The following is a 20051-nucleotide window of genomic DNA, read 5'->3' as shown; positions in this document are numbered from 1 at the left end:
GTGTCGTTGCCGAGGGCGGTCCGGGCTCCAGGGGAGAGGAAGTGCCGATGAGCGACCAGGAGAGCGGCGGTGTCCAGGGGCTGCGCACCTGGTCGGCGGAGGCGGCGGAGCGGGTCAGAGGGCTGATCCCGGCCATGGGAGCACGAGCGGTACCGCCAGGGGCGTACCACAGGTCGGTCGATGAACTCGACCAGCTGTCCCGCCTGTTGGACCACGATCCGGTGCTGCGCGGCGCGGTGAGCGTATGGCTCGGCGGTGCGCTCGCCCTGCGGCTGTCCGCCGGGGCCGGGGGCGGTGCGGACCGGGAGCGGGCGGAACGGCTCCTGCGGGACGCGCGGGACCGCCGCACGGCGCTCGGTGCCACGGTCGGTGCGGAGGAGCGGCGCTGGGCGGCACTGTTCCTGCTGACGCTCCTGACACCGATGCGCTCGCAGCCGGGCGCACCGGGGGGCGTGCCGGACCTCGCCGCGTTCGTCGACTGGCTCACGCGGTCCGGGCCGGACGGGGTGATGACCTTCGCGACGGAGATCCACGAGCTGACCGACGACATCGCGGAACTGCCGCTGCCGCCCGAGTTCCTCGGGGAGTACCGGCGGATGCGGGAGCTGTTCTCGGCCAGTACGGGAGCGGATTTCACCGAGATCCTCGCGAACGTGATGCCCGCCGGTGACCCCTTCGCGGACGTGCTGCGGCAGACGGTGGGGGGGATGTTCGGCGGCGACGGGGGGCCGGGAGCCGAGGGGCCCGAGAGGGCCGAGGTCGACGGCGCCCGAGGCGAACGGGATACCGTCGCCGCGCACGTCGAGGAAGGGGAAGCCCCGCCTGCCGCCGCTCCCACCCCTGACCCGCCGCCCGAGCCCCCGCTCGCCCTCGGTGACATCCGGCGCATCGCCGCAGCCCTGGACGCCGTGCACGCCACCACCCACGGGTTCGACGACGCGCTCAGGAACGGCGATCCCCAGGCGTTCAACGACATGCTCCGGAAGCTGCGTTCCGTGGAGGACAAGCCGCCGCCCGGCCCCGACCCGACGCCCGGCATCGAGGCCCTGAAGGCGCTGCTGCTCAACGTCAGCGCCGGAGCCGGAGGCACGATCCAGGACCAGTCCGCGGGCCGCGCCCACCTGGACTCCATCACCGACTACTTCGAGAACTACGACGGCCCGCTGCCTCCCGGGTTCCGGGACCCGGCCGTCCTCGGACGGGCGCAGGCGCTCTACGCCAAGGTGCTCGACGCGGGCGACGCGGAGGACGGAGAAGCGCTCCGCGGCCTGGTGACCGATGTGGAGGAGCTGGCCCGGACCGTTCCCGAGAGCCACCCGCTCCGTTGTGTCGTCGACATGACGTTGGGAGCGGCCCTGACCCAGCGCGGCGCTGTCATCGGTGATCTGGAGCTGATCCGGCGCGGCACCCCCTTCCTGGAGAGGGGGATGACCGGTGCCCGCGCGAGCGGCCTCCCGTCCTCGGAGGCGATGCCTCTGCCCACCGGCCCGGACTTCGCTCTGCTGCGCGCCGCCCTCGCGGGCGGGACGGCGCCCGGCGTCGCCCACGTCCCACCGCCGCCGGACGCCTCCACGGACGAGGTCTACGCCGCCGCTCTCTCCGTCGGACTGCAGTACGCACTCACCCGCGACCCGGCCGTCCTCGACACGCTCATCGGTGAACTGGAGCGCGTCCGGGACGCCGTACGGGAGGGCAAGGCGCCCCGGATCGCCGCCGAGGCGCTGTGGCGACTGGCCGAGGCGTACCGCGAACGCGGCGTCCGCGACCAGGACGTCCAGGACATCAGGGCGCTGGGCGCGGCCGAGGAGGCACTGACCGCGCTCGCCGCCGACGTACTCCTCCAGGCCGGTGCGGAACACGGACTCCTCACCGCCCGCGCCGGGGCGAACCGGGGGGTCCAGGCAGCGCTGTGGGCGGCCTCCCAGGGGCGGCTGCACGAGGCGGTGGCCGTGCTCGAACTGGGGCGGGCCCTGGTGCTGCACGCCGCGTCCACCTCCTCCGCCGTCCCCGAACTCCTCGACGCGGACGGGCACCACGAACTCGCCGACGCCTGGCGGGAGGCCGTCGCGCCCGGGGCGGACGGAGCACCGGGCAACAGCCGGGAGCAGCGGGTACCCAGCGAACTGCCGAGCACCCTGCGCCGCCGCGCCCTCGAAGTCCTCGGCTACCGCGAGCGGGGCGGGCTGCTCGGCACCCCCACGCCGGCCGACCTCGCGGACGGGGTCGCGGCGAGCGGTGCCGACGCGCTGGTCTACCTCGTCCCCGGACAGGACGCGGAAGCCGGAGTGGCGATCATCGTGGCGCCCGAGCGCGGCGTCGCCCTGAAGGTCCTGCCGCTCCTGTCGGGCGCCGAGAACGGCCCGATGGAGCGCTACCTCGATGCCACCGCCCTGCGCGACGCCGCAGCCCCCGACGACGCGGTCGCCGCCCAGGGCTGGGAGGAATCCCTGGGGGCGCTGTGCGACTGGGCCCACGACGTGCTCGGCCCCGTCGTCACCGCCCTGGAGGAGGCGCTGCGGCCCGGCGGCGACCGGGCGAAGGAGCCGCTCCGCGTCGTTCTGGTGCCCTGCGGCCGCCTCGGCATCGTCCCCTGGCACGCCGCGCGCGGGCCCGGTGGGACCTCGCCCGCCTATCTGTGCCGGACCACGGTGTTCAGCTACGCGGCGTCCGGCAGCCAGTTCCTGCGTACGGTGCGGCGCGCGCCACGGGACCCGGCGGCCGCCCCCGTGCTCCTCGCCGATCCCACCCTGGGCCTGACCTATGCCGAGGTCGAAGTCCTGGCCCTGCGGAACGCCTTCTACCCGGCGGCCCGGCTGTGCGGGGGGATGTTCGAGGTGCCCGAGGACGAACTGCTTCCCGGCACCCCGGACGAGGTCCTCGGGTTCCTCGCCGACGGGGCCTCCCTGCTGCACGTCGCCTCACACGGATCGGCGGGCGTCCGGCCCACGGTCTCCGCCCTGCACCTCGCCGCCGAGCCCGAGGGAGACCCGCCCGCCGAAGCGGAGGGCGCGGATCCGGGCGACCTCACCGTGACCCGGCTGCTCGACCAGCCGGTACACCAACAGGCAACCACGGAAGGTCCGTTGGTCGTCCTCAGTGCCTGCCGGACCGATCTGAGCACCCGCGATCACGACGAGGCGCTGACGCTCACCACGGCGTTCGTCTCGGGCGGCGCACGGGACGTCGTCGGATCCCGGTGGGCGGCCGACGACGGCACCGCGGCTCTGCTGATGGCGGTCTTCCACCACTATCTGAACGCCGAAGGGCTCAGCCCCGTCGACGCGCTCAGGACCGCCCAGCTGTGGATGCTCGATCCCGGCCGCGAGAACCCGGGCTCGCTCAGCGGTGTGCTGCTGCGGCTGGCGGAAAGAACCGACCTGGACCGCGTCCCCCTGTGGGCGGCGTTCATCCACCAGGGGCACCCCGGCCCGTCAGGGACGAGGAAGACACACGAAGGAGGGGGACCGGATGAACACGAGTGGTGAGGGCCCGGCGGGCCGACTGCTCGCACTGATCGGGGAACACCGCACCGCCGTCCGCGCGGCGCTCGACGACGAACAGTACGCACTGCTGCTCACCCGGCTGGAAGCGCTCGCCGCGGTGGTACCCGACGACGGCATGGCCGTCCGCAAGGCGTGCCAGGGCATCCGTCTCGCCCTGCTGGCGCTGCCGTTCGACCATCCCGTACGAGCCGCCCTGGACGCCGTACGCCTGGTCGCCGCGCCACCCGAACCCTCCGTGGTCCTGGGCGCGCGGGAACTGATGGCGCTGATGGCGCCCGTGCCGCCACCGGACACATCGGACGGCACCTCGGACGACCTCCTCCGCGCTCCGGCCCTCTCCAGGGACGAGGCGCACGCCCGGTGCGGGGGAGCGGCGCCGCCCGAACTGATCAGGCTGGCGGACCCACGGGGCGGCGAGCGCTACCCGGAGTTCCAGTTCCCCGAGGGCTGCGGAAGCCCGTACGAGGTGGTCATGCAGGTCAACCGGCTGCTCCTCGCCGACATCGACCCCTGGGGGGCGGCGGCCTGGTGGCTCAGCGGCAACACCTGGCTGGGCGGGACACCCGCGGCACTCCTGGGCCGGCTGCCGGACCAGGAGCTGGTGGGCGCGGCCGCCGCGCTGGTGGAGGGGGACTGATGACCGGCATCTTTCCCATGACCTCGCTGGAACTGCGGCCCGTCCCGCATGTGCTCCCGGCCGGGACCGAGCTGTGGCGGGTGCACAACACCCGCTACGCGCCTGACGAGTTCAACCCGAAGCTGGCGGATCCCTTCGAGTTCAAGAACGGCAGCCGCTTCGACGGCACGCCGCTCGACCCGTACCACTGTCTGTACCTCGGGGACACCGCGACCACGGCCCTCGCGGAGAGCGTGCTGCGCTCCCGCCCCTTCGAACTGCCGGCCGGGCGGCGGCGCATCCCGTACGCCACCGTCCTGCACCGGTCGCTGAGCGTGCTGCGCACCCGGTGCGAGCTGACCCTGGTCTCCCTGATCGAGGCGAAGGACCTCGCCGCCGTCTGCCAGGAGTCCACGCTCCTGGAGGACGAGCGGAACTATGTGTCCGCCCGGCGCTGGGCGAGCGAGATCCGGGCGCAGGCGCCCGAGGCCATGGGGCTGATCTGGCAGTCCCGGCACAACCGGCCGCAGCGCGCTCTGGTGCTGTTCCACGACCGGTTCGCACACTGTGACGGCAAGCCGCTGGACGTGGTGCCCGCCTCGGGGATCCCGCGGCTCGACTCCGACGCGGGCATCGACCGGGCGAACCAGTACCTCGAACCCCTGCGCGCGGAGATCTCACGGCCGCGACGGGAGTGACACCCGCGAGAACCCGGACCGGCTTGTCCGCAGAGGGACGCGGTGCCATGGTGATCGCATGGCATCGCCTCAACCTGACCTTGCGTCAACTCTGGAAGAGATCAGGGAAGTCCGGCGCATCGGCCTCGTCCGGCTGCGCGGTCGCCCGCTGCCGCACCTGGAGTCGGCGGCGGCCGTGGCCGTGACGGGTGCCCGCACGCCGGGTGCGGCCGTCGAGTCGCTGCTGCGGCGCGCCGTGTCGCTCCTGGACGAGGGCACGCTCCGTACCGCCGCCGAGTACACCCTGGGTTTCGCGCAGGGCACCCGCGACTGGCCGGCGTCCTCGCGCCGGGCCAGGGCGGCCTCGGTGTACGGCGTGAGCGTCGAGCGCTTCCGCAAGGACCACGAGGTGATGGTCCTGGGGCAGGTCGCCGAGCACGTCGTACGCCTGGCGGCGGCACCTGCGGAGCGGGAAGCGGGGGAGGGGGCGCCCCCGGGCGGCGAAAGGGAGCGGGGTGGCGTCACGCACCGGACGGTGCGGGTGCTCATCGGGGACCGCCAGGTGGTGCTCACCGTGCACATGCACCCCGTGGACCTGCTGCGGGACGTGGACGTGGTCGTCTCGCCGATCAACGTCCATCTCGCGCTGCCCGAGGCGTACAAGTCCTCCGTCGCCGCGTCACTGCGGCGGGCGGCGACCGTGTGGGGGGTGACCGGCGATGTGATCGAGGACCCGGTCCACGACGGACTGCGCGAGTGGGCCGCCGAGCACGACACGTCGGGACGCGCCGTACTGCCCGGCACGGTGGTCGCCACGGGTTCGGGGGCCCTGACCGCGCAGGGCGTCCGGCGGATCTACCACGCCGCGATCGCGGTGCCCCGGGCCGGCACCAACGACTACGACGTGCTGCCCACCCATGTCACGGCGGCGGTGTCGCGGACCTTCGCGGTGCTGGCCGAGGAGTCCGGGCGGACGGCCCCGCCGCTGCGGTCGGTGTGCTTCCCCCTGCTCGGCTCGGGACGCGGCGGGCTGCCGTACCACGTCAGCCTGGGCGCCGTGTGGGCCGCCGTCGAGGCGGAGTTGGCGCGCGGTGCGGACTGGGACGTCCACTTCGTGGTGCGCACGCCGGAGGCGGCGGCCCTGGTGGCGCGGATCGCGTCCGGGATCCGCCCGTAACGTGCCCGGTCCGCGACCGGCCGACCCGCTGGAATGGAGCTGAGCCCCTCCGCCCGGCAGATGACGCGGCGAGAGCGGCGTGGCGCATTCGTGTCGCCGGATTCGCCGTCGGGACGCGCACGGTCGTGGCTTTCCCCAACGGCACCGGTCGGTGAGCGATGGGGTGGTGAGCGGGTTGATGGCACGGCGTCCGGTCGTTCGCACCGGCATCCAGGGGTGCCGTGCGGGCAACGCGTGGCTGTACGAGCGGCGCGGCCGGTGGGAGGGTGCGTACGGTGTGCCGCCGACGAAGAGCGGAGGGGATTGTTCCGTTCGTGGGTGGCTGATGGAGTCTCCGGCGAGTTCTGCCCGCGGTTCACGGAAGTCGCCCGCACGCAAATCTGACGTGAAATCATCATCCTTCCCTTTCAAGGGGGTTGGGTGATCACCGCGGCCACCGGCGCGTGGCCTCGGCAGCGCCCGGACCGCCACGGCGAGCCGGGGTACGGACGGACTACGGGGGGCTGTGGTGTGCATGGTGTCTGTCCGGTGTGTGCGACTCCGGAGGACCGGCTCGACAGCTGCGCGGTCTGCGGCCGGCGCCTCCACGACGACCCGGTGCTCGGTGAACTGACGGCGTCGGAGCTGGCAGCCGCCGAGACCGCCCTCCAGGCGGCGGAACACGCCTGGGACCTGCGCGCGCTGACACTCGCCGCACCCGGCCCGGACGACCACCCGCGCCTCGCCGCCGTCATCAGGGGCGGCCCACCGCAGGGGGACGAGGCGGAGCGGTCCGGAACCGGTCTCCCCGGCGACCTCCCCGCGCGGGCCGGACACGGAGCACCGCTCGACGCGCTCCGGCACGGCAGCGCGGAACTGTCGTTCGTGGAGTGCGCCCCCGATGGACTCCACCTGACCCGGGTGACCTTCACCGAAGCCGGAATCCCGGTCCTCCGCGACACGGACAGCACCCCCTGGCGCACGGTCGTGCCCGCTCTCGATGCCGATGCCACCCTGCGCCGATTCGATTCTCGACCCGGAAGCCGCGCGGCTGGTACGCCGGGCCGCCGACCCGGCGTTGACGCGTCTGCGCGCCGTGCCGCCGGACACGCCGCAGCGAGCCCGGGTGGCCAGGCTCCACGCCTACCTGCTGCTCGAATGGGAGACCCTGACCGGCGAGCCGGCCGATTTCTCCGAGGTGGAGCGACCCACGCCCGAGCCGGACGGCGACAGCGCGGACCGCCTGGCCGACTGGCCGATCGGTACGGCGGTGGATCCGGGCGTCCTCCCGTACCTCGACCGCCACGTACGGGACTTCGTCGCGCACACCGGCATCCGCGAACGGCAGTCGGCAGCCCAGCGGGACCGGCTCCTCGCCTACCGCACCGGTGACCCCGGCTATCTGGACGACGCCGCCGCGCTGCTCAGGGAGGCGATCGACGCGAGCCCCGACGGCTCCTGGTGGGGCGTGGTCCTGCAGGCGGAGCTGGTCGACCTCCTGGAGCAGGCCGCCGTGTACGGAGGCAGCTTCCACGACGCCGAGGTCGCCCTGACCACCCTGCGTGAACTGCGTGCCGCCCTGGAGCTTGACGGCTCGGTGCCGCCCGACGCGCCGTTCGTCCTCGACCTCGCGCTCTCCGCCGCCGGTGCCGGGCTGAGCCATGCCCAGCGCACCGGGAACCACGGGGAACTGCCCCGCCTGGGCGAGGAACTGCTCGGCCGGTACGCGGCCCTGCCGCCGGACGGCGACCGGCGCGGGGCGCTGGAGGAACGGATCGCCGAGCTGGACGCCCTCTTGCGGCCGCCCCGACAGGACGGGCGGATGCCCGGGGGCGCCGCCGGACCCGCGCGGCCCGAGGCGGCCGCACCGGAGATCCTGTCCCGCGCGATCTCCGAGCTCCGCCGTGACCTCGACGATCCACAGCTCTACCACGACCAGGAGTACGACCGACGAGGCGCTCTCGGACTGCGGATGCTGTTCGCAGGGCGCGGCCCCGCCCCAGGTCGGCCACCGCGTCCACCGGCCGGTCGATGCGGAAGGCGATGAACGCGAGGCGCCGCGCCAGCATGGCCCCGTCGAGCGCCGCCGTCAGGCCGTGGTCGGCGCCGGACCGGAGCAGGACGTCGGCGGCCAGTTCGCCCAGCGCCTCGCGGAAGACGTCGATGCAGTCCCGCTGGTCGGCGGCGCGGCGCGGGCCACCGCGCGCGGCGCGCATGAGGTGGGCCTCGGCCGGCTTCGTCAGGACGTCCACGCGGTGTGCCCGGCCACGCCCCTCGGTGATCAGCACGCGGGCGCGGGTCAACTCGATGATGGCTTCGTCCAGCAGTTCCCCGGGCCCCTCGCCGCGCACCACGTCAGTTACGCCCCCCGGTGCCCAGTTCCTGGCGGCGCCGCCCGGCGGCGGATGCCCCTCGCCGGCGGACCGCAGGTGCTCGTCGCCGAGCCGGAACTCACCTTGCCATGGGCCGAGCTGGAGACGGCGGCACTGCGCTCCGCCTGCTATGCCGGAGCGCTGCGCTACGGCGAGTTCTTCACGGCGGACGAGGAGCGGGATGCCGGGGGCACACCGGAGGACCTGCTCGCCGTGCTGCCCGGAGGCACGACCCCGGCCTCCCCGGTCCACCTGTCCTGTCATGCCGTCGCCGTGCCCCGGCCCACCGACTCGGAACTGCGGCTCGCCGTCCCGCCCGGGGCCGGAGCCGAGGCGGGCAGGCTCACCGTCGTCGACATCCTCGACGCCTCCGCCGACCGGGGGCCCGGCACCGCAGGCCCCCTGGTCGTCCTCAGCGCCTGCGAGACGGACCTGAGCGCGGGCCACCACGACGAGGCACTGACCCTCGCCACCGCACTGGTCACGGGCGGGGCCGCCGATGTCGTGGGCTCACGCTGGGCGGTGCGCGACGGGCCCACCTCGGTGATGACGGCGGTCTTCCACCACCACCTCACCGCCCGGGGCCTGACACCGCCCGATGCCCTGCGCGCCGCCCAGCTCTGGATGCCCGACCCGCACCGCATTCCCCCGCCACCCTCGACGGCCCCCTCCGCGCCGAGGCAGCCCGGCCCGATCTGCACCGGTTGCACCACTGGGCGGCCTTCACCCATCAGGGCAATCCCACGGCGAGGGGCGGGTAGCGCCTCGGATGGGAGGAGCACGGCGAGGACACCGTGCCCGGTTGCCCCGAAGCCGGGGCGGCCGTGCTCGCGTCCGGGGCCGGGACGTACGATCGCCGGGCGAGCGGGCCTGGGAGGGCGCAGTGGGACATTTCAAAGGCTTCGACATGGCCGGGTTCTGGGACGATTCGGCCTACGCGCTGGGGGAGTACGTGGAGGAGGCCCCACCCACGCCGGAGCTGATCGCGTCGGTGGAGGAGGAGCTCGGCGGATACCGGCTGCCCGACTCGTACCTCGCGCTGATGACCGCCCACAACGGCGGCACTCCGGACCGGGACCACTTCCCCGTGGACGAGCCGACCTCCTGGGCCGACGACCACATCGCGATCACCGGCATCAGGGGCGTGGGGCGGACACGGCCGCAGTCGCTCTGCGGTGAGTTCGGCAGCCGGTTCTGGATCGACATGTGGGAGTACCCCGACATCGGTGTCTACTTCGCCGACACACCCTCGGCCGGACACGACATGCTCGCCCTCGACTACCGTGCCTGCGGCAAGCATGGTGAGCCGACCGTGGTCCACGTCGACCAGGAGGGCGACTTCGCCATCACCCCGGTCGCCGAGAACTTCGAGGCCTTCGTCACGGGGCTGGTCGACGAGTCCGTCTTCGACACCTCGGAGGAGGACCGGATCGACGCCCTGGCCACCGTCCGCGACGGCAGCTTCTCCCCGGTGCTGTCCCGTGCCTTCCGCGAGGTCGCCGACGTCCTGCCCGACGCGGACCGGCGCCTGCGGGTGCTCGCGGAGGCCATCGTGCACGACAAGGGGTTCTTCGCCCTGCACGCCGATGAGCGCTCCACGCTGATGTACGACTACCTGTTCTGGCTGTTCACCAGCTTCAACCAGGTCGACTCCTTCGGCCGGTACCTGAAAGCGCCTGCGGAGCAGGAGCGTTCCTACGCGCTGCCGGACTACGAACTCATGATCGTCTTCGGTCTCGTGGCCGATCCCTACGACTTCAGCACCGGCGGATACGCCCCCGGCTTCGTCGAGGACTGGTGGAACTCCCGTGTCGCCTCGGGGCACATCGCCGGGAACACCGACGGCTACCGGATGACGGACGCCGCCGTCACCGCCCTGCTCGACGGACTCGCCGCCGTGGCCGACGACCGGTAGCCGCGCGCGTCGGGCGGCGATGTGTCCCACCCCGTGGCGGTCAGACGCCTGCGAGGACCGACCGGGCGGTGGTGACGACGGCGCACTTGCCGGCCGCCCAGCGCAGTGCCATCGCGTGGTCCTCGGCGGAGAAGTCGGCCACCGCGTCGGCGACCACGAACGCCTGGATGTCCTGCATCCAGGCGTCGCACGCGGTCATGAGGACGCCGATGTGGGCGTAGACACCGGTGATGACGATCTGGTCGCGGCCCTGCTCGCGCATCCGCTCCAGGAGGTCGGTGCGTACGAAGCCGCTGTACTTCCACTTGGTGAGCATCGTGTCGCCCTCCTCGGGGGCGACGGCCTCCGCGATGGCGGCGGCCTCGGGCTCGGCGGGCAGGCCCGGACCCCAGAAGTCCTGCTGGAGCCCGCGCTCGACCGCACTCTGGCCGCCGGGCTGCGCGGTGTAGAGCACCGGAATGCCGAGACGCCGCGCCTCCTTCTTCAACTCCGCCGCATGCGACAGGAGTTCGGGAATCGGTGAGGTGTGGCGGTCGTAGGCCGAAAGGAAGTAGTTCTGCAGATCGTGGACGAGGAGCACCGCGCGCGCGGGGTCGACGGTCCACTCGACCCGGTTGGCGGGCAGCTCGTCGGCGGTCGGCATGGGGTACGGGGTGATGACGGGCAGAGCCATGGTGCTGGGAATCCGTTCAAAGCGGGAAAAGGGGAGGGGGAAGCCGGGCAGGGGAGGCCGGTGCGGCCCCGGTTCAGGCGTTCGGGGAGACGGCCGCGCTGCGGGCCGCGGCGGTCCGCAGGTCCTTCTTGGAGATCTTCCCGACACCGGTCTGCGGGAACACGTCCACGAACTCCACCCGGTCCGGCACCTTGTACGCCGCCAGGCCCCGTTCGCGTACGAACCGCTTGATGTCGACCGGCTTCAGCGGACCCGCGCCCGGCCGCGGGATCACGTACGCGCAGACGCGTTCGCCCAGATACGGATCGGGCTCGGCCACCACATTGGCGTCGTGCACGGACGGGTGGGCGAGGATGTGGTTCTCCACCTCCTCCGCGGCGACCTTCTCGCCACCCCGGTTGATCTGGTCCTTGGCGCGCCCCTCGACGACGATGTGCCCGCTCGGGGCGACCCGGACGACGTCGCCCGTGCGGTAGAAGCCGTCCTCGGTGAAGGAGCGGGCGTTGTGTTCCGGCGCCCTCCAGTAGCCGCGGATCGTGTACGGCCCCCGGGTCAGCAGGTGGCCCGTCGCGCCCGGTGCGACCACGCGGTCCTCGTCGTCGACGACCAGGATCTCGTCGTCCGGCGAGATGGGCCGCCCCTGGGTGGTGACGATCACCTCGTCCGGGTCGTCCAGCCGGGTGTAGTTGACCAGCCCCTCGGCCATCCCGAAGACCTGTTGCAGGGTGCAGCCGAAGGCCGGTCCGACCCGCCGCGCCGCTTCCTCGCTGAACTTGGCGCCACCCACCAGCAGGACGTCGAGGCTGCTGAGGTCGTGCCCGGTGGCGGTCGCCGCCTGGGTCCACAGCAGGGCCAGCGGCGGCACCAGCCCGGTGAGGGTGACCCCCTCCCGCTCGATCAGCGGGAAGGCCACCTCGGGCGAGGGCTGCGGGCACAGCACCACGCGTCCGCCGGCGTAGAGGGTGCCGAGCGAACCGGGTGAGGAGAGCGGGAAGTTGTGGGCCGCGGGCAGCACACAGAGGTACACGCTGTGCTCGTCGACCCCGCAGATGTCGTTCGATCCGCGCAGCGAGTAGATGTAGTCGTCGTGGGTGCGCGGAATGAGTTTCGGCACGCCCGTGCTCCCGCCGGACAGCTGGAGGAAGGCCAGGTCGTCCGGGCGCGGAGGGACGCAGCTCACCGGAGCCCGCGCCACGTCGACCAGCGCCTCGAACGCGCCCGGGTCCCCGGCGACGAATACGTGCCGCAGGGTGTCCGTCCCGGCGCGTGCCTTCGCCGCCAGCTCACGGTAGTCGTATCCGTCGTGTTCCGCCGCGATGACGTACGCGACCGCCTCGGTGAACTCGCAGAAGTACGAGATCTCCGTCTCGCGGTGGGCCGGCAGCGCGAAGACGGGCAGTGCGCCGATCCGGAACAGCGCGAAGACCACCTCGAAGAACTCCGCGACATTGGGCAGTTGCACCACCACGCGGTCGCCCTTGGTGATGTTCCGGGCGAGGAAGCCCGCGGCCAGCCGGTCGGCACGCCGGTCCAGCTCCGCGTAGCTCCACCGGATGTCCGCGACGGGGTCGACCACCGCGATCCGGTCCGGGTGCGCCTCGGCGCGCTCCCGGAGCATGGAGCCGAAGGTCTCCCCGCGCCACCAGCCCGCGGCCCGGTACCGCTCGGCGAAGTCGGACGGCCAGGTGGGTGCGTCGTCCGGGCTCACAGCTCGGCCCCCAGGGCGCTGAGGAACGTACGGAACTTGGCGGCCGTCTCGGCGGTCTCCGCCTCGGGCTCGGACGCCGCCACGATGCCGGCGCCCGCGTAGAGGCGCAGTGTGCGCCGCTCGGCCTCGGCGCAGCGGATCGTCACGACCCACTCCCCGTCGCCGTGGGCGTTGCCCCAGCCGACCACCCCGGTGAAGAAGCCGCGGTCGAACGGCTCGGTCTCCGCGATGACCTGACGTGCCGTCGTGGTCGGTGTGCCGCAGACGGCGGGGGTCGGGTGCAGGGCGCAGGCGAGGGCCAGGGCGGAGGTGTAGGGGGAGGCGAGCGTGCCGGTCACCGTGGTGGACAGGTGCCACATGGTGGCGGTGCGGATCAGGGTCGGCCGGGCGGGCACGGTCAGCTCCGTGCAGTGCGGGGCCAGGGCCTGGTGGACGGCGTCCACGACGACGGCGTGCTCGTGCAGGTCCTTCGCGGACTCCAGGAGCGCGGCGGCCCGGCGGACGTCCTCGGCGAGGTCGGTGCTGCGTGGGGTGGACCCGGCGAGCGGATTGGCGACCACCTGCTGCCCCCGCCGGGAGACCAGCAGTTCCGGGCTGGCGCCGATGAGGGTGCGGCCCGCCCCGGTCGGCAGCGCGAAGGTGTAGCCGAGGGGGTCGCGGCGGGCCAGGCGCTGGAGCATCGTGGGCAGGTCGAGAGGGTCGGGGGAGGTGACTTCGAGGGTGCGGGCGAGCACGACCTTGCTGAACTCTCCGCGCCACATGCGCTCCACGGCCGAGGCCACGCCCGCTCCGTAGACCTCGGGGCCGGGCACCGGGCGTATCTCCCAGTCCGCCGCGCCGGACACCCCGACGGGCAGGGCGATCAGCGGATCCGAGGCGAGCGGTGGCGCGACGCGCAGGGCCGCCGGTACGTCCAGGGCGGCCGGTGCCCCGTGGTCGAACGGGATGGCGCCGATGACCACGGGCGCCGCCTGCCCGGCCGCTTCGGCCTCGGCGAGGGTGGACTTCACCCGGTCGTCCAGGGGCCTCTCGTCGTGCGGCACGGGGCGGGCCGCACCGCGTGCCAGCAGGGTGCGGCCGGGGGTGGCGAGGAAGCGGTCACCCGGTGTGTAGGCGTCGAGCAGCGAGGTGGCCGCGCCTACGGCCGGATGGGCCGGATCGGCCGCGGGTACGTGTGTGGCGACCTGGGATGCCGTCGACACGGGGGCTCCATTCTCGATGGTTCCGTCAGCGAGTGCGGTGGATGAGGTGTACGGATGAACTGAGGGCCGCTCAGCGCAGGGTGGCGCCGCCGTCGACATACAGCTCCTGCAGAGTGATGTGGCGGGCGCGGTCCGAGGCGAGGAACGCGCAGGCCTCGGCGATGTCCTCGGGGGCGGCGATGCGGCCGAGCGGGATGCCGGTGCGGTAGGTCGCCGGGTCCCCGTCGATGACACGCTGCTCGGCACCGGGGTCGGTCCACAGGGCGCGTTGCATCGCCGTGTCGGTGGAGCCGGGTGCGACCACGTTGCAGCGCACACCGCTGCGGGCGAGTTCGAGGCCCAGACACCTGGTGAACATGGCGGCCGCCGCTTTCGACGCGGCGTAGGCGGCCATTCCGGTGCGAGGAATTCCGGCGGCGTTGGAACCGACGGTGATCACGCAGCCGTTGCCCCGGCCGGCCATCAGCGGCGCGAGGGTCTGCGAGACATGGAAGACACCGCTGGTGTTGACCGCGAAGGTGTCCGACCAGTCCTGGGCGGAGAGTTCGGTGGCGGGGCCGGTGCGCAGGATGCCCGCGACGTTCACGAGCACGTCGACGGGGCCGAGTTCGCGCTCGGTACGCGCCACGGTGCGCTCCACCGAGGGCCGGTCGGTGACGTCCATGACGTACGGCTCCAGACGGCCTGCCGAGCGGTCGCCCTCCGGGTTCTTCGCCTGTCGCCGGTTGCACTCCGCGGCCAGGGCGTCGATGCCGTCCGGCGCGCGGTCGGTGGCGGCCACCCGGGCGCCGAGGCCGGCGAACAATTCGGCGACAGCCGCCCCGATGCCTTGTGCGGCACCGGTGACCAGGACAGTGCGGCCATCGAACTCGCCTCTTCTGCCCGGTATGTGCTCAGGCATGAACAACCTCCTGTGGGGAAAGTTAGGTAAGGGTAACCTAACGTGCAACCCTCGACGGGGGCGTCGGTGGAGCGGTGTTGTGGCGTGACGGGCGTTCACGCGGGCGGAGTTGGGGTGAGGGGGGCGCGCGGCGCCGGGGCCACGATCATGTGTTCGGCGTCGATAAGTTAGGTTAGCCTTACCTGAGTGTGAAGTGGGGGTGCCGGTGTCCCGGCGCGGCCGCCGCTTTCTCCCGTTCTTCCCGCACGCCATGACCGGGCGTACATCGCCCGGCGCCATGGCGTCGTGACCGCCACCGCCGACGCGTCGACCGCGCTGTCGGCGCCCAGCCCCGCAGGAGCCCCCCGATGCAGCAGACCTTGTCGCCCGAACGCGTCCGAGCGGACGTCGCGGAACTGCTCGACTGCGACCCCGCCGAGATCGCGCCCGACGAGAACCTGGTCGACCTGGGCCTGGACTCGGTGCGGATCATGACCCTGGTCGGGCGCTGGCGCGCCGCCGGAGCGGTCACGCTGGACTTTCCCGACCTGGCCGAACAGCCCGAACTCGCGCACTGGACAGCACTTCTGACGGGCGATGCCGCATGAGCCGGGCCGACCACCGCCACCGGCACCTGGAGCGGATCGCTGAGGTCCGGGCGGGCCGCCACGCCGAGAAGGTGGGCTACCCGATCGGCATCCGGGCGACCGAAGTCGTCCGCGTGACCACGGTCGGCGCCGGTCTGCTGCGGGTGACCCTGGGTGGAGCTGGCGCCGAGGGGTTCCAGGCCCACTCGCCGGACGAACACGTGAAACTGATCTTCCCGGACCCGGACGGCACACTGCGGCTGCCCGAGCCGAACGGGGCGATGCTGAGCTGGCCGCGGCCGGCACTCGTCTCGCGGGAGTACACCGTGCGCCGCTACGACCAGGACGCGGGCGAGATCGACATCGACGTCGCCGCGCACGACGGCGGCCTCGCGTCGGACTGGGCGCGTGCGGCCCGGCCCGGCGACGTCATGCATGTCGCGGGGCCGCCCGGTGGACTGATCGTCCCGCACACCTACGACCGGTACCTGCTCGCGGGAGACATCACCGCCCTGCCCGCGATCGCACGCTGGCTGGAGGAACTGCCCAGGAGCGCGAAGGGCTGGGCATTCGTCGAAGTCGTCGACGCCGCACAGGAGATCGAGCTGTCCGCGCCCGAGGGCGTCGAAGTCCGCTGGCTGCACCGCGGCGATCTGCCCGCGGGCACCGGCGACGCGCTGGAGCGGGCCGTGACCGCCGTGACCGTGCCCGAAGGGGAACGGGTGTACGTGTGGGTCGCGGGTGAGGCGGGACAGATCAAGCCGCTGCGCCGCTGGGCCCGCGACGAACTGCGGCTGGACAGGGCCGATCACGACATCACCGGCTACTGGAAGCGCGGCGTCGCCGACTTCGACGAGGACGACCACTGACCGGCGGACCGGCCGGGGGCAGGCATGACGCCGCTTCCCCGTCGTTCCGCCACCAGGCCGTCGATCAGGACGAGCCTTACGCAACCAGCAAGGAGCACCACATGTCCATACGCAGAACCTTCGGTCTGGTCGGCGCCGTGTCGCTGGCCCTCGTCCTGACCGGGTGCGGGTCGTCGTCGGACGACGGACCGGCCGCCTCGGGCAAGGAGAAGACCCGGGTGTTCGCCGCGGACAACGGCAAGATCACCATCCCCGCCGATCCGAAGCGCGTGGTGGCCACCGGCTATGCCGTACCCGTCATGATCGAGGCCGACGCACCACTCGTCGGGATCTCGTCGTGGAAGCGCGGCGAGCCGATGATGACCGAGGAAGACCTGGCCACGTACAAGAAGCTTCCCAAGGTGGCGGGCGAGCAGGCCGCCGAGACCAACTACGAGGCGGTCGCCGAGGCCGATCCCGACCTGATCGTCATCGGCGTACCCGCCCCGGTCCTCGGCGACATCGACATCAAGCGGCTGGAGTCCATCGCCCCGGTCGTGGCGATCGGCCCGACCGTGCCCTCCGCCTGGCGCGAGCTGTCCCACGAGCAGGCCGACGCCGCGGGCGCACTCGAAGAGTTCGACGCCGCCAAGAACACGTACGGGACCAAGGCCGCGGAGCTGGCCAAGAAGTACAAGGACGTACTGCCCCGGCTCAAGCTGGGTCACGTCGGCGCGTACGGAGACGCCGCCAAGGGCACCTTCCAGCGCGAGTTCAACGGCTCGTGGGGCACCAACATCGCCGAGGACCTCGGCGCGAAGTACTACGGCAAGGTCAAGAAGCCCGGCCCCGGTTCGCAGTCGGTCAGCGAGTACCCGTCCATCGAGGAACTCCCGGCCGCCTTCCGCGAGGCCGACGTCATGACGTACTCGGTCAACGCCGACGGCAGCGTCCCCAAGTCCGTCCAGTACGTCCTGGACTCGAAGCTCTGGAAGAACCTGCCCGCCGTCAAGGCAGGCAAGGCCTTCCCGTTCCGCTACACCGAGGCCGCGACCTACGGCGAGGCCCTCAAGACGCTGGACGCGATCGACACGTCGCTCGCTCCGCTGCTGAACCGGTGACCGTCGCGGGCCGCGCGCCCCGGACGGCGACAACCGGGCGGGCCGGGCCACAGATCGCCCTGCTCGCCGGCGGACTGCTGCTGCTGGCAGCGATCGCCGTGCTCAGCATGGGCGTCGGGGCCCGCCACGTTCCGCCCGCCGAGGTCGTGCGGGCACTGTTCGACCACCAGGGCACCGACGACCAGGTGATCGTGCGCGACATCCGGGCCCCGCGCGCACTGCTGGCCATCGCGGTGGGCGCCGCCCTCGCGGTGGCCGGCGCGCTGATCCAGACGCTGGCCCGCAACCCGCTGGCCGAGCCCGGCATCCTCGGGGTCACCGCGGGCGCCGGGTTCGCCGTCACCGTCGGCTCGGCGCTCGGAACGGCCGGCGGACAGGCGGACGAACTGGGCTTCGCGATCGCCGGATCCGTGCTCGCGGCCCTGCTGGTCGCCGCCGTGGGACAGCGCTCACCGCTGCGCCTGGTCCTCACCGGCGTGGCCCTGACCGCGGTGCTGGGCGGCGTCGCCATGGGCCTGCGGCTGATGCTTCCGGACGTCTTCGACGTCTACCGGTTCTGGTCGGTCGGGTCGCTGGCGGGCCGCGAACAGGCGCCGCTGGCACTGCCGTTGACCGCGATCGCCGTGTCCCTGCTCGGCGCGCTGCTGCTCAGCCGGGCACTCAACGCCCTGACGCTGGGCGAGAGCGTGGCCCAGACACTGGGCGCGGGAGTGGGCCGGGTACGGGCCGCGGCCCTGGTGCTGATCACCGTGCTCAGCGGGGCGGCGACGGCGGTGGCCGGACCGATCCTGTTCGTCGGGCTGATCGTGCCGCACCTGGTACGCAGGCCGGCGGCGGGCTCGGTCCCGTGGCTCATCCTCTACACGATGGTGCTGGGCCCGATCCTGCTGCTGGTCGCCGACATCGGGTCGCGGGTACTGCTGCCCACCGGTGAGGTGCCGGTGGCCATCGTGACAGCGTTCCTCGGCGGCCCCATGCTGATCTGGGCCGTCCGCCGATACGGGGCGGGATCGCTGTGACCGTACTCGTACCCAGAGTCCGACGCCGCACGGTGCTGCTCGTCGTGGTGATGGTGACCCTGATGCTCGGACTGGGCCTCCTCGGGCTCTGCTACGGCGCCTCGTGGTCCTCCCCAGGCCGGGTGTTCGCCGTGCTGACCGGGGCCGAGCACTCCGTGGTGATCCGGGACTGGCGGCTGCCGCGGGTCCTGGCCGGACTGGTCTTCGGCGCCGCGCTCGGCGTGGCGGGGGCGATCTTCCAGAACCTCACCCGCAACCCGATGGGCAGCCCGGACGTCATCGGCCTCGACGCGGGCGCCTACACGGGCGCCCTGGTCGCCCTCACCCTGCTGTCGGGCACGTCCGCCCAGCTGGCCCTCGGCTCGGTGCTCGGCGGGCTCGTCGTCGCGGCGGCGATCTATCTGCTGTCGTTCGAACGCGGCTTCTCCGGGATGCGGCTGGTGGTCATCGGCATCGCTTTCAACGCGATGGTGACCGCGATCAACTCGTGGATCGTGCTGCGCGCCGAGCTGGACGTGGCGATCGCCGCCGTCGGCTGGAACGCGGGCTCGCTCAACGGCGTGGGCTGGGCCGACCTCGGGATTCCGTTCTCGGTGATCGCCGTACTGCTGATCCTGATGACCACGAGGGCACACGCCATGCACCAGGCATCGCTCGGCGACGCGATCGCGGTGACCACCGGCGTCGGACTCGACCGGCTGAGGCTGCTGATGGTGCTGGTCGGCGTCGGCTGCACGGCCACCGTGACCGCGGTGGCGGGCCCGATCGCCTTCATCGCCCTGGCCGCCCCGCAGATCGGCCGCAGGCTCGCCGGCGCGGCCGGAGTACCCCTGCTCCCGGCCGCGCTGACCGGAGCCGTGCTGCTCCAGGGTGCCGACCTGATCGCCCAGATGCTGCTCGCGCCCGTCGCGCTGCCCGTCGGCGTGGTGAGCACCGCGATCGGCGGCTGCTATCTGATCTGGCTGCTGACGAAGGAGGTGAGGCGCGCGTGACCGCACGCCTGACGGCGCGGGAGATCACCCTGCGCTACGGAGACCGGACCGTGGCCACACGTCTGAGCCTCGATGTTCCCGACGGCGCGTTCACCGCCGTCGTGGGCCCCAACGGCTGTGGCAAATCAACCCTGTTGAGCGCGTTGGTCCGGCTGCTGCGCCCGGAGTCCGGGCAGGTGGAACTCGACGGCCGCGAGCTCGGCGGCTACGCGACCAAGGCACTGGCCAAGAAGCTCGGCTTCCTGCCGCAGGACCCGCTGGCGCCCGACGACATCAAGGTCCGGCAGCTGGTGGGCCGGGGACGGTTCCCGCACCAGTCGATGCTGGCGCTCTGGTCGCGGGAGGACGAGACCGCCGTGGACGAGGCGATGGCCGCCGCCGGTGTCCAGGACCTGGCGGACCGGCCCGTGCAGGAGCTGTCCGGCGGACAGCGGCAGCGGGTGTGGATGGCCATGGTGCTCGCCCAGCAGACGTCCTACCTGCTGCTCGACGAACCGACGTCGTTCCTCGACATCACCCACCAGTACCAACTGCTCGGCCTGCTCGCCAGGCTGCGCAACGAGGGCCGCACGGTGGTCGCGGTCCTCCACGACATCAACCAGGCATGCCGGTTCGCCGACCACCTGGTCGCCATGAAGGACGGCCGGGTGGTCGCCGAGGGCGACCCCGGGGACATCGTGGACGCCGCGCTGATCAAGGACGTGTTCGACCTGCCGAGCGTCATCGTCCCCGACCCGGTGACCGGCACACCGATGGTCGTTCCCACACTTCAAGGAGAGTAA

Annotated in this window: 16 protein-coding genes and 1 pseudogene; 13 read left to right on the top strand and 4 right to left on the bottom strand. The window is 72.6% G+C overall.

Annotation, left to right across the window (positions count from 1 at the left end; all coding sequences use genetic code 11):
- Positions 1 to 47 precede the first annotated feature (47 nt).
- From GA0115234_RS38110 to GA0115234_RS38080, 7 genes and pseudogenes are all read left to right on the top strand, one after another.
- Positions 48 to 3485, top strand: coding sequence for a CHAT domain-containing protein (locus GA0115234_RS38110; RefSeq protein ID WP_093550931.1), 3438 nt, complete (start codon positions 48 to 50; stop codon positions 3483 to 3485).
- Positions 3469 to 4140 carry a hypothetical protein gene (locus GA0115234_RS38105; protein WP_093550930.1) on the top strand — a complete coding sequence of 224 codons (672 nt, stop codon included), beginning with the start codon at positions 3469 to 3471 and terminating at the stop codon, positions 4138 to 4140. The genes GA0115234_RS38110 and GA0115234_RS38105 overlap by 17 nt, the downstream gene beginning before the upstream one ends.
- Positions 4140 to 4817: an RES family NAD+ phosphorylase gene (locus GA0115234_RS38100; protein ID WP_093550928.1), complete on the top strand. Its 678-nt coding sequence runs from the start codon at positions 4140 to 4142 to the stop codon at positions 4815 to 4817. Before GA0115234_RS38105 ends, GA0115234_RS38100 begins: the two co-directional genes overlap by 1 nt.
- Positions 4818 to 4875: 58 nt before the next feature.
- A complete protein-coding gene (locus tag GA0115234_RS38095; RefSeq protein WP_093550926.1) occupies positions 4876 to 5973 on the top strand; it encodes a hypothetical protein in 1098 nt (365 codons plus the stop codon).
- 979 nt (positions 5974 to 6952) lie between these two features.
- Positions 6953 to 7999: a hypothetical protein gene (locus tag GA0115234_RS38090; protein ID WP_093550924.1), complete on the top strand. Its 1047-nt coding sequence runs from the start codon at positions 6953 to 6955 to the stop codon at positions 7997 to 7999.
- A gap of 358 nt (positions 8000 to 8357) precedes the next feature.
- Positions 8358 to 8909 (top strand): annotated as a pseudogene (locus tag GA0115234_RS38085) (CHAT domain-containing protein); the annotation flags it as partial.
- Positions 8910 to 9207: 298 nt separating this feature from the next.
- Positions 9208 to 10239: an SMI1/KNR4 family protein gene (locus tag GA0115234_RS38080; RefSeq protein WP_202554613.1), complete on the top strand. Its 1032-nt coding sequence runs from the start codon at positions 9208 to 9210 to the stop codon at positions 10237 to 10239.
- A gap of 40 nt (positions 10240 to 10279) precedes the next feature.
- On the opposite strand, the gene GA0115234_RS38075 is transcribed toward GA0115234_RS38080, so the two are convergent.
- The 4 genes from GA0115234_RS38075 to dhbA form a co-directional block, all read right to left on the bottom strand.
- Entirely contained in the window at positions 10280 to 10912 is a 633-nt protein-coding gene (locus GA0115234_RS38075) for an isochorismatase family protein (protein ID WP_093550922.1), read from the bottom strand.
- A gap of 73 nt (positions 10913 to 10985) precedes the next feature.
- The gene (locus GA0115234_RS38070; RefSeq protein ID WP_093550921.1) at positions 10986 to 12620 is read right to left on the bottom strand and encodes a (2,3-dihydroxybenzoyl)adenylate synthase; all 1635 of its coding nucleotides are present in this window, start codon (positions 12618 to 12620) and stop codon (positions 10986 to 10988) included.
- Positions 12617 to 13822 (bottom strand): isochorismate synthase DhbC, encoded by a 1206-nt coding sequence (gene dhbC, locus GA0115234_RS38065; RefSeq protein ID WP_093550919.1) that lies wholly within the window; start codon positions 13820 to 13822, stop codon positions 12617 to 12619. Before dhbC ends, GA0115234_RS38070 begins: the two co-directional genes overlap by 4 nt.
- 70 nt (positions 13823 to 13892) lie before the next feature.
- Positions 13893 to 14723, bottom strand: coding sequence for a 2,3-dihydro-2,3-dihydroxybenzoate dehydrogenase (gene dhbA / locus GA0115234_RS38060; RefSeq protein WP_093550917.1), 831 nt, complete (start codon positions 14721 to 14723; stop codon positions 13893 to 13895).
- A gap of 347 nt (positions 14724 to 15070) precedes the next feature.
- Between dhbA and GA0115234_RS38055 the strand changes: the two genes are divergently transcribed.
- The 6 genes from GA0115234_RS38055 (at position 15071) to GA0115234_RS38030 (ending at position 20051) form a co-directional block, all read left to right on the top strand.
- A complete protein-coding gene (locus GA0115234_RS38055; RefSeq protein ID WP_093550915.1) occupies positions 15071 to 15310 on the top strand; it encodes a phosphopantetheine-binding protein in 240 nt (79 codons plus the stop codon).
- A complete protein-coding gene (locus tag GA0115234_RS38050) occupies positions 15307 to 16158 on the top strand; it encodes a siderophore-interacting protein (protein ID WP_093550913.1) in 852 nt (283 codons plus the stop codon). The genes GA0115234_RS38055 and GA0115234_RS38050 overlap by 4 nt, the downstream gene beginning before the upstream one ends.
- 101 nt (positions 16159 to 16259) lie before the next feature.
- A complete protein-coding gene (locus GA0115234_RS38045) occupies positions 16260 to 17258 on the top strand; it encodes an ABC transporter substrate-binding protein (RefSeq protein WP_093550911.1) in 999 nt (332 codons plus the stop codon).
- Positions 17255 to 18277: a FecCD family ABC transporter permease gene (locus tag GA0115234_RS38040; protein WP_093550909.1), complete on the top strand. Its 1023-nt coding sequence runs from the start codon at positions 17255 to 17257 to the stop codon at positions 18275 to 18277. Before GA0115234_RS38045 ends, GA0115234_RS38040 begins: the two co-directional genes overlap by 4 nt.
- Positions 18278 to 18327: 50 nt before the next feature.
- Entirely contained in the window at positions 18328 to 19269 is a 942-nt protein-coding gene (locus GA0115234_RS38035; protein WP_093551087.1) for a FecCD family ABC transporter permease, read from the top strand.
- Complete coding sequence (locus tag GA0115234_RS38030) at positions 19266 to 20051, top strand: ABC transporter ATP-binding protein (RefSeq protein WP_093550907.1); 786 nt, start codon at positions 19266 to 19268, stop codon at positions 20049 to 20051. The genes GA0115234_RS38035 and GA0115234_RS38030 overlap by 4 nt, the downstream gene beginning before the upstream one ends.

The sequence above is a fragment of the Streptomyces sp. DvalAA-43 genome (assembly GCF_900091725.1).
Classification (GTDB): Bacteria; Actinomycetota; Actinomycetes; order Streptomycetales; family Streptomycetaceae; genus Streptomyces; species Streptomyces pulveraceus.
This window is presented reverse-complemented; position numbering and strand designations above follow the sequence as displayed.

What these genes read in the sequence shown, in the direction of transcription:
- GA0115234_RS38055 (WP_093550915.1), top strand. Translation starts at nt 15,071, where the DNA reads ATGCAGCAGACCTTGTCGCCCGAACGCGTCCGAGCGGACGTCGCGGAA.
- GA0115234_RS38090 (WP_093550924.1), top strand. Translation starts at nt 6,953, where the DNA reads ATGCCGATGCCACCCTGCGCCGATTCGATTCTCGACCCGGAAGCCGCG.
- GA0115234_RS38045 (WP_093550911.1), top strand. Translation starts at nt 16,260, where the DNA reads ATGTCCATACGCAGAACCTTCGGTCTGGTCGGCGCCGTGTCGCTGGCC.
- GA0115234_RS38110 (WP_093550931.1), top strand. Translation starts at nt 48, where the DNA reads ATGAGCGACCAGGAGAGCGGCGGTGTCCAGGGGCTGCGCACCTGGTCG.
- GA0115234_RS38105 (WP_093550930.1), top strand. Translation starts at nt 3,469, where the DNA reads ATGAACACGAGTGGTGAGGGCCCGGCGGGCCGACTGCTCGCACTGATC.
- GA0115234_RS38095 (WP_093550926.1), top strand. Translation starts at nt 4,876, where the DNA reads ATGGCATCGCCTCAACCTGACCTTGCGTCAACTCTGGAAGAGATCAGG.
- GA0115234_RS38100 (WP_093550928.1), top strand. Translation starts at nt 4,140, where the DNA reads ATGACCGGCATCTTTCCCATGACCTCGCTGGAACTGCGGCCCGTCCCG.
- dhbA (WP_093550917.1), bottom strand. Translation starts at nt 14,723, where the DNA reads ATGCCTGAGCACATACCGGGCAGAAGAGGCGAGTTCGATGGCCGCACT.
- GA0115234_RS38050 (WP_093550913.1), top strand. Translation starts at nt 15,307, where the DNA reads ATGAGCCGGGCCGACCACCGCCACCGGCACCTGGAGCGGATCGCTGAG.
- GA0115234_RS38035 (WP_093551087.1), top strand. Translation starts at nt 18,328, where the DNA reads ATGGTGACCCTGATGCTCGGACTGGGCCTCCTCGGGCTCTGCTACGGC.
- GA0115234_RS38075 (WP_093550922.1), bottom strand. Translation starts at nt 10,912, where the DNA reads ATGGCTCTGCCCGTCATCACCCCGTACCCCATGCCGACCGCCGACGAG.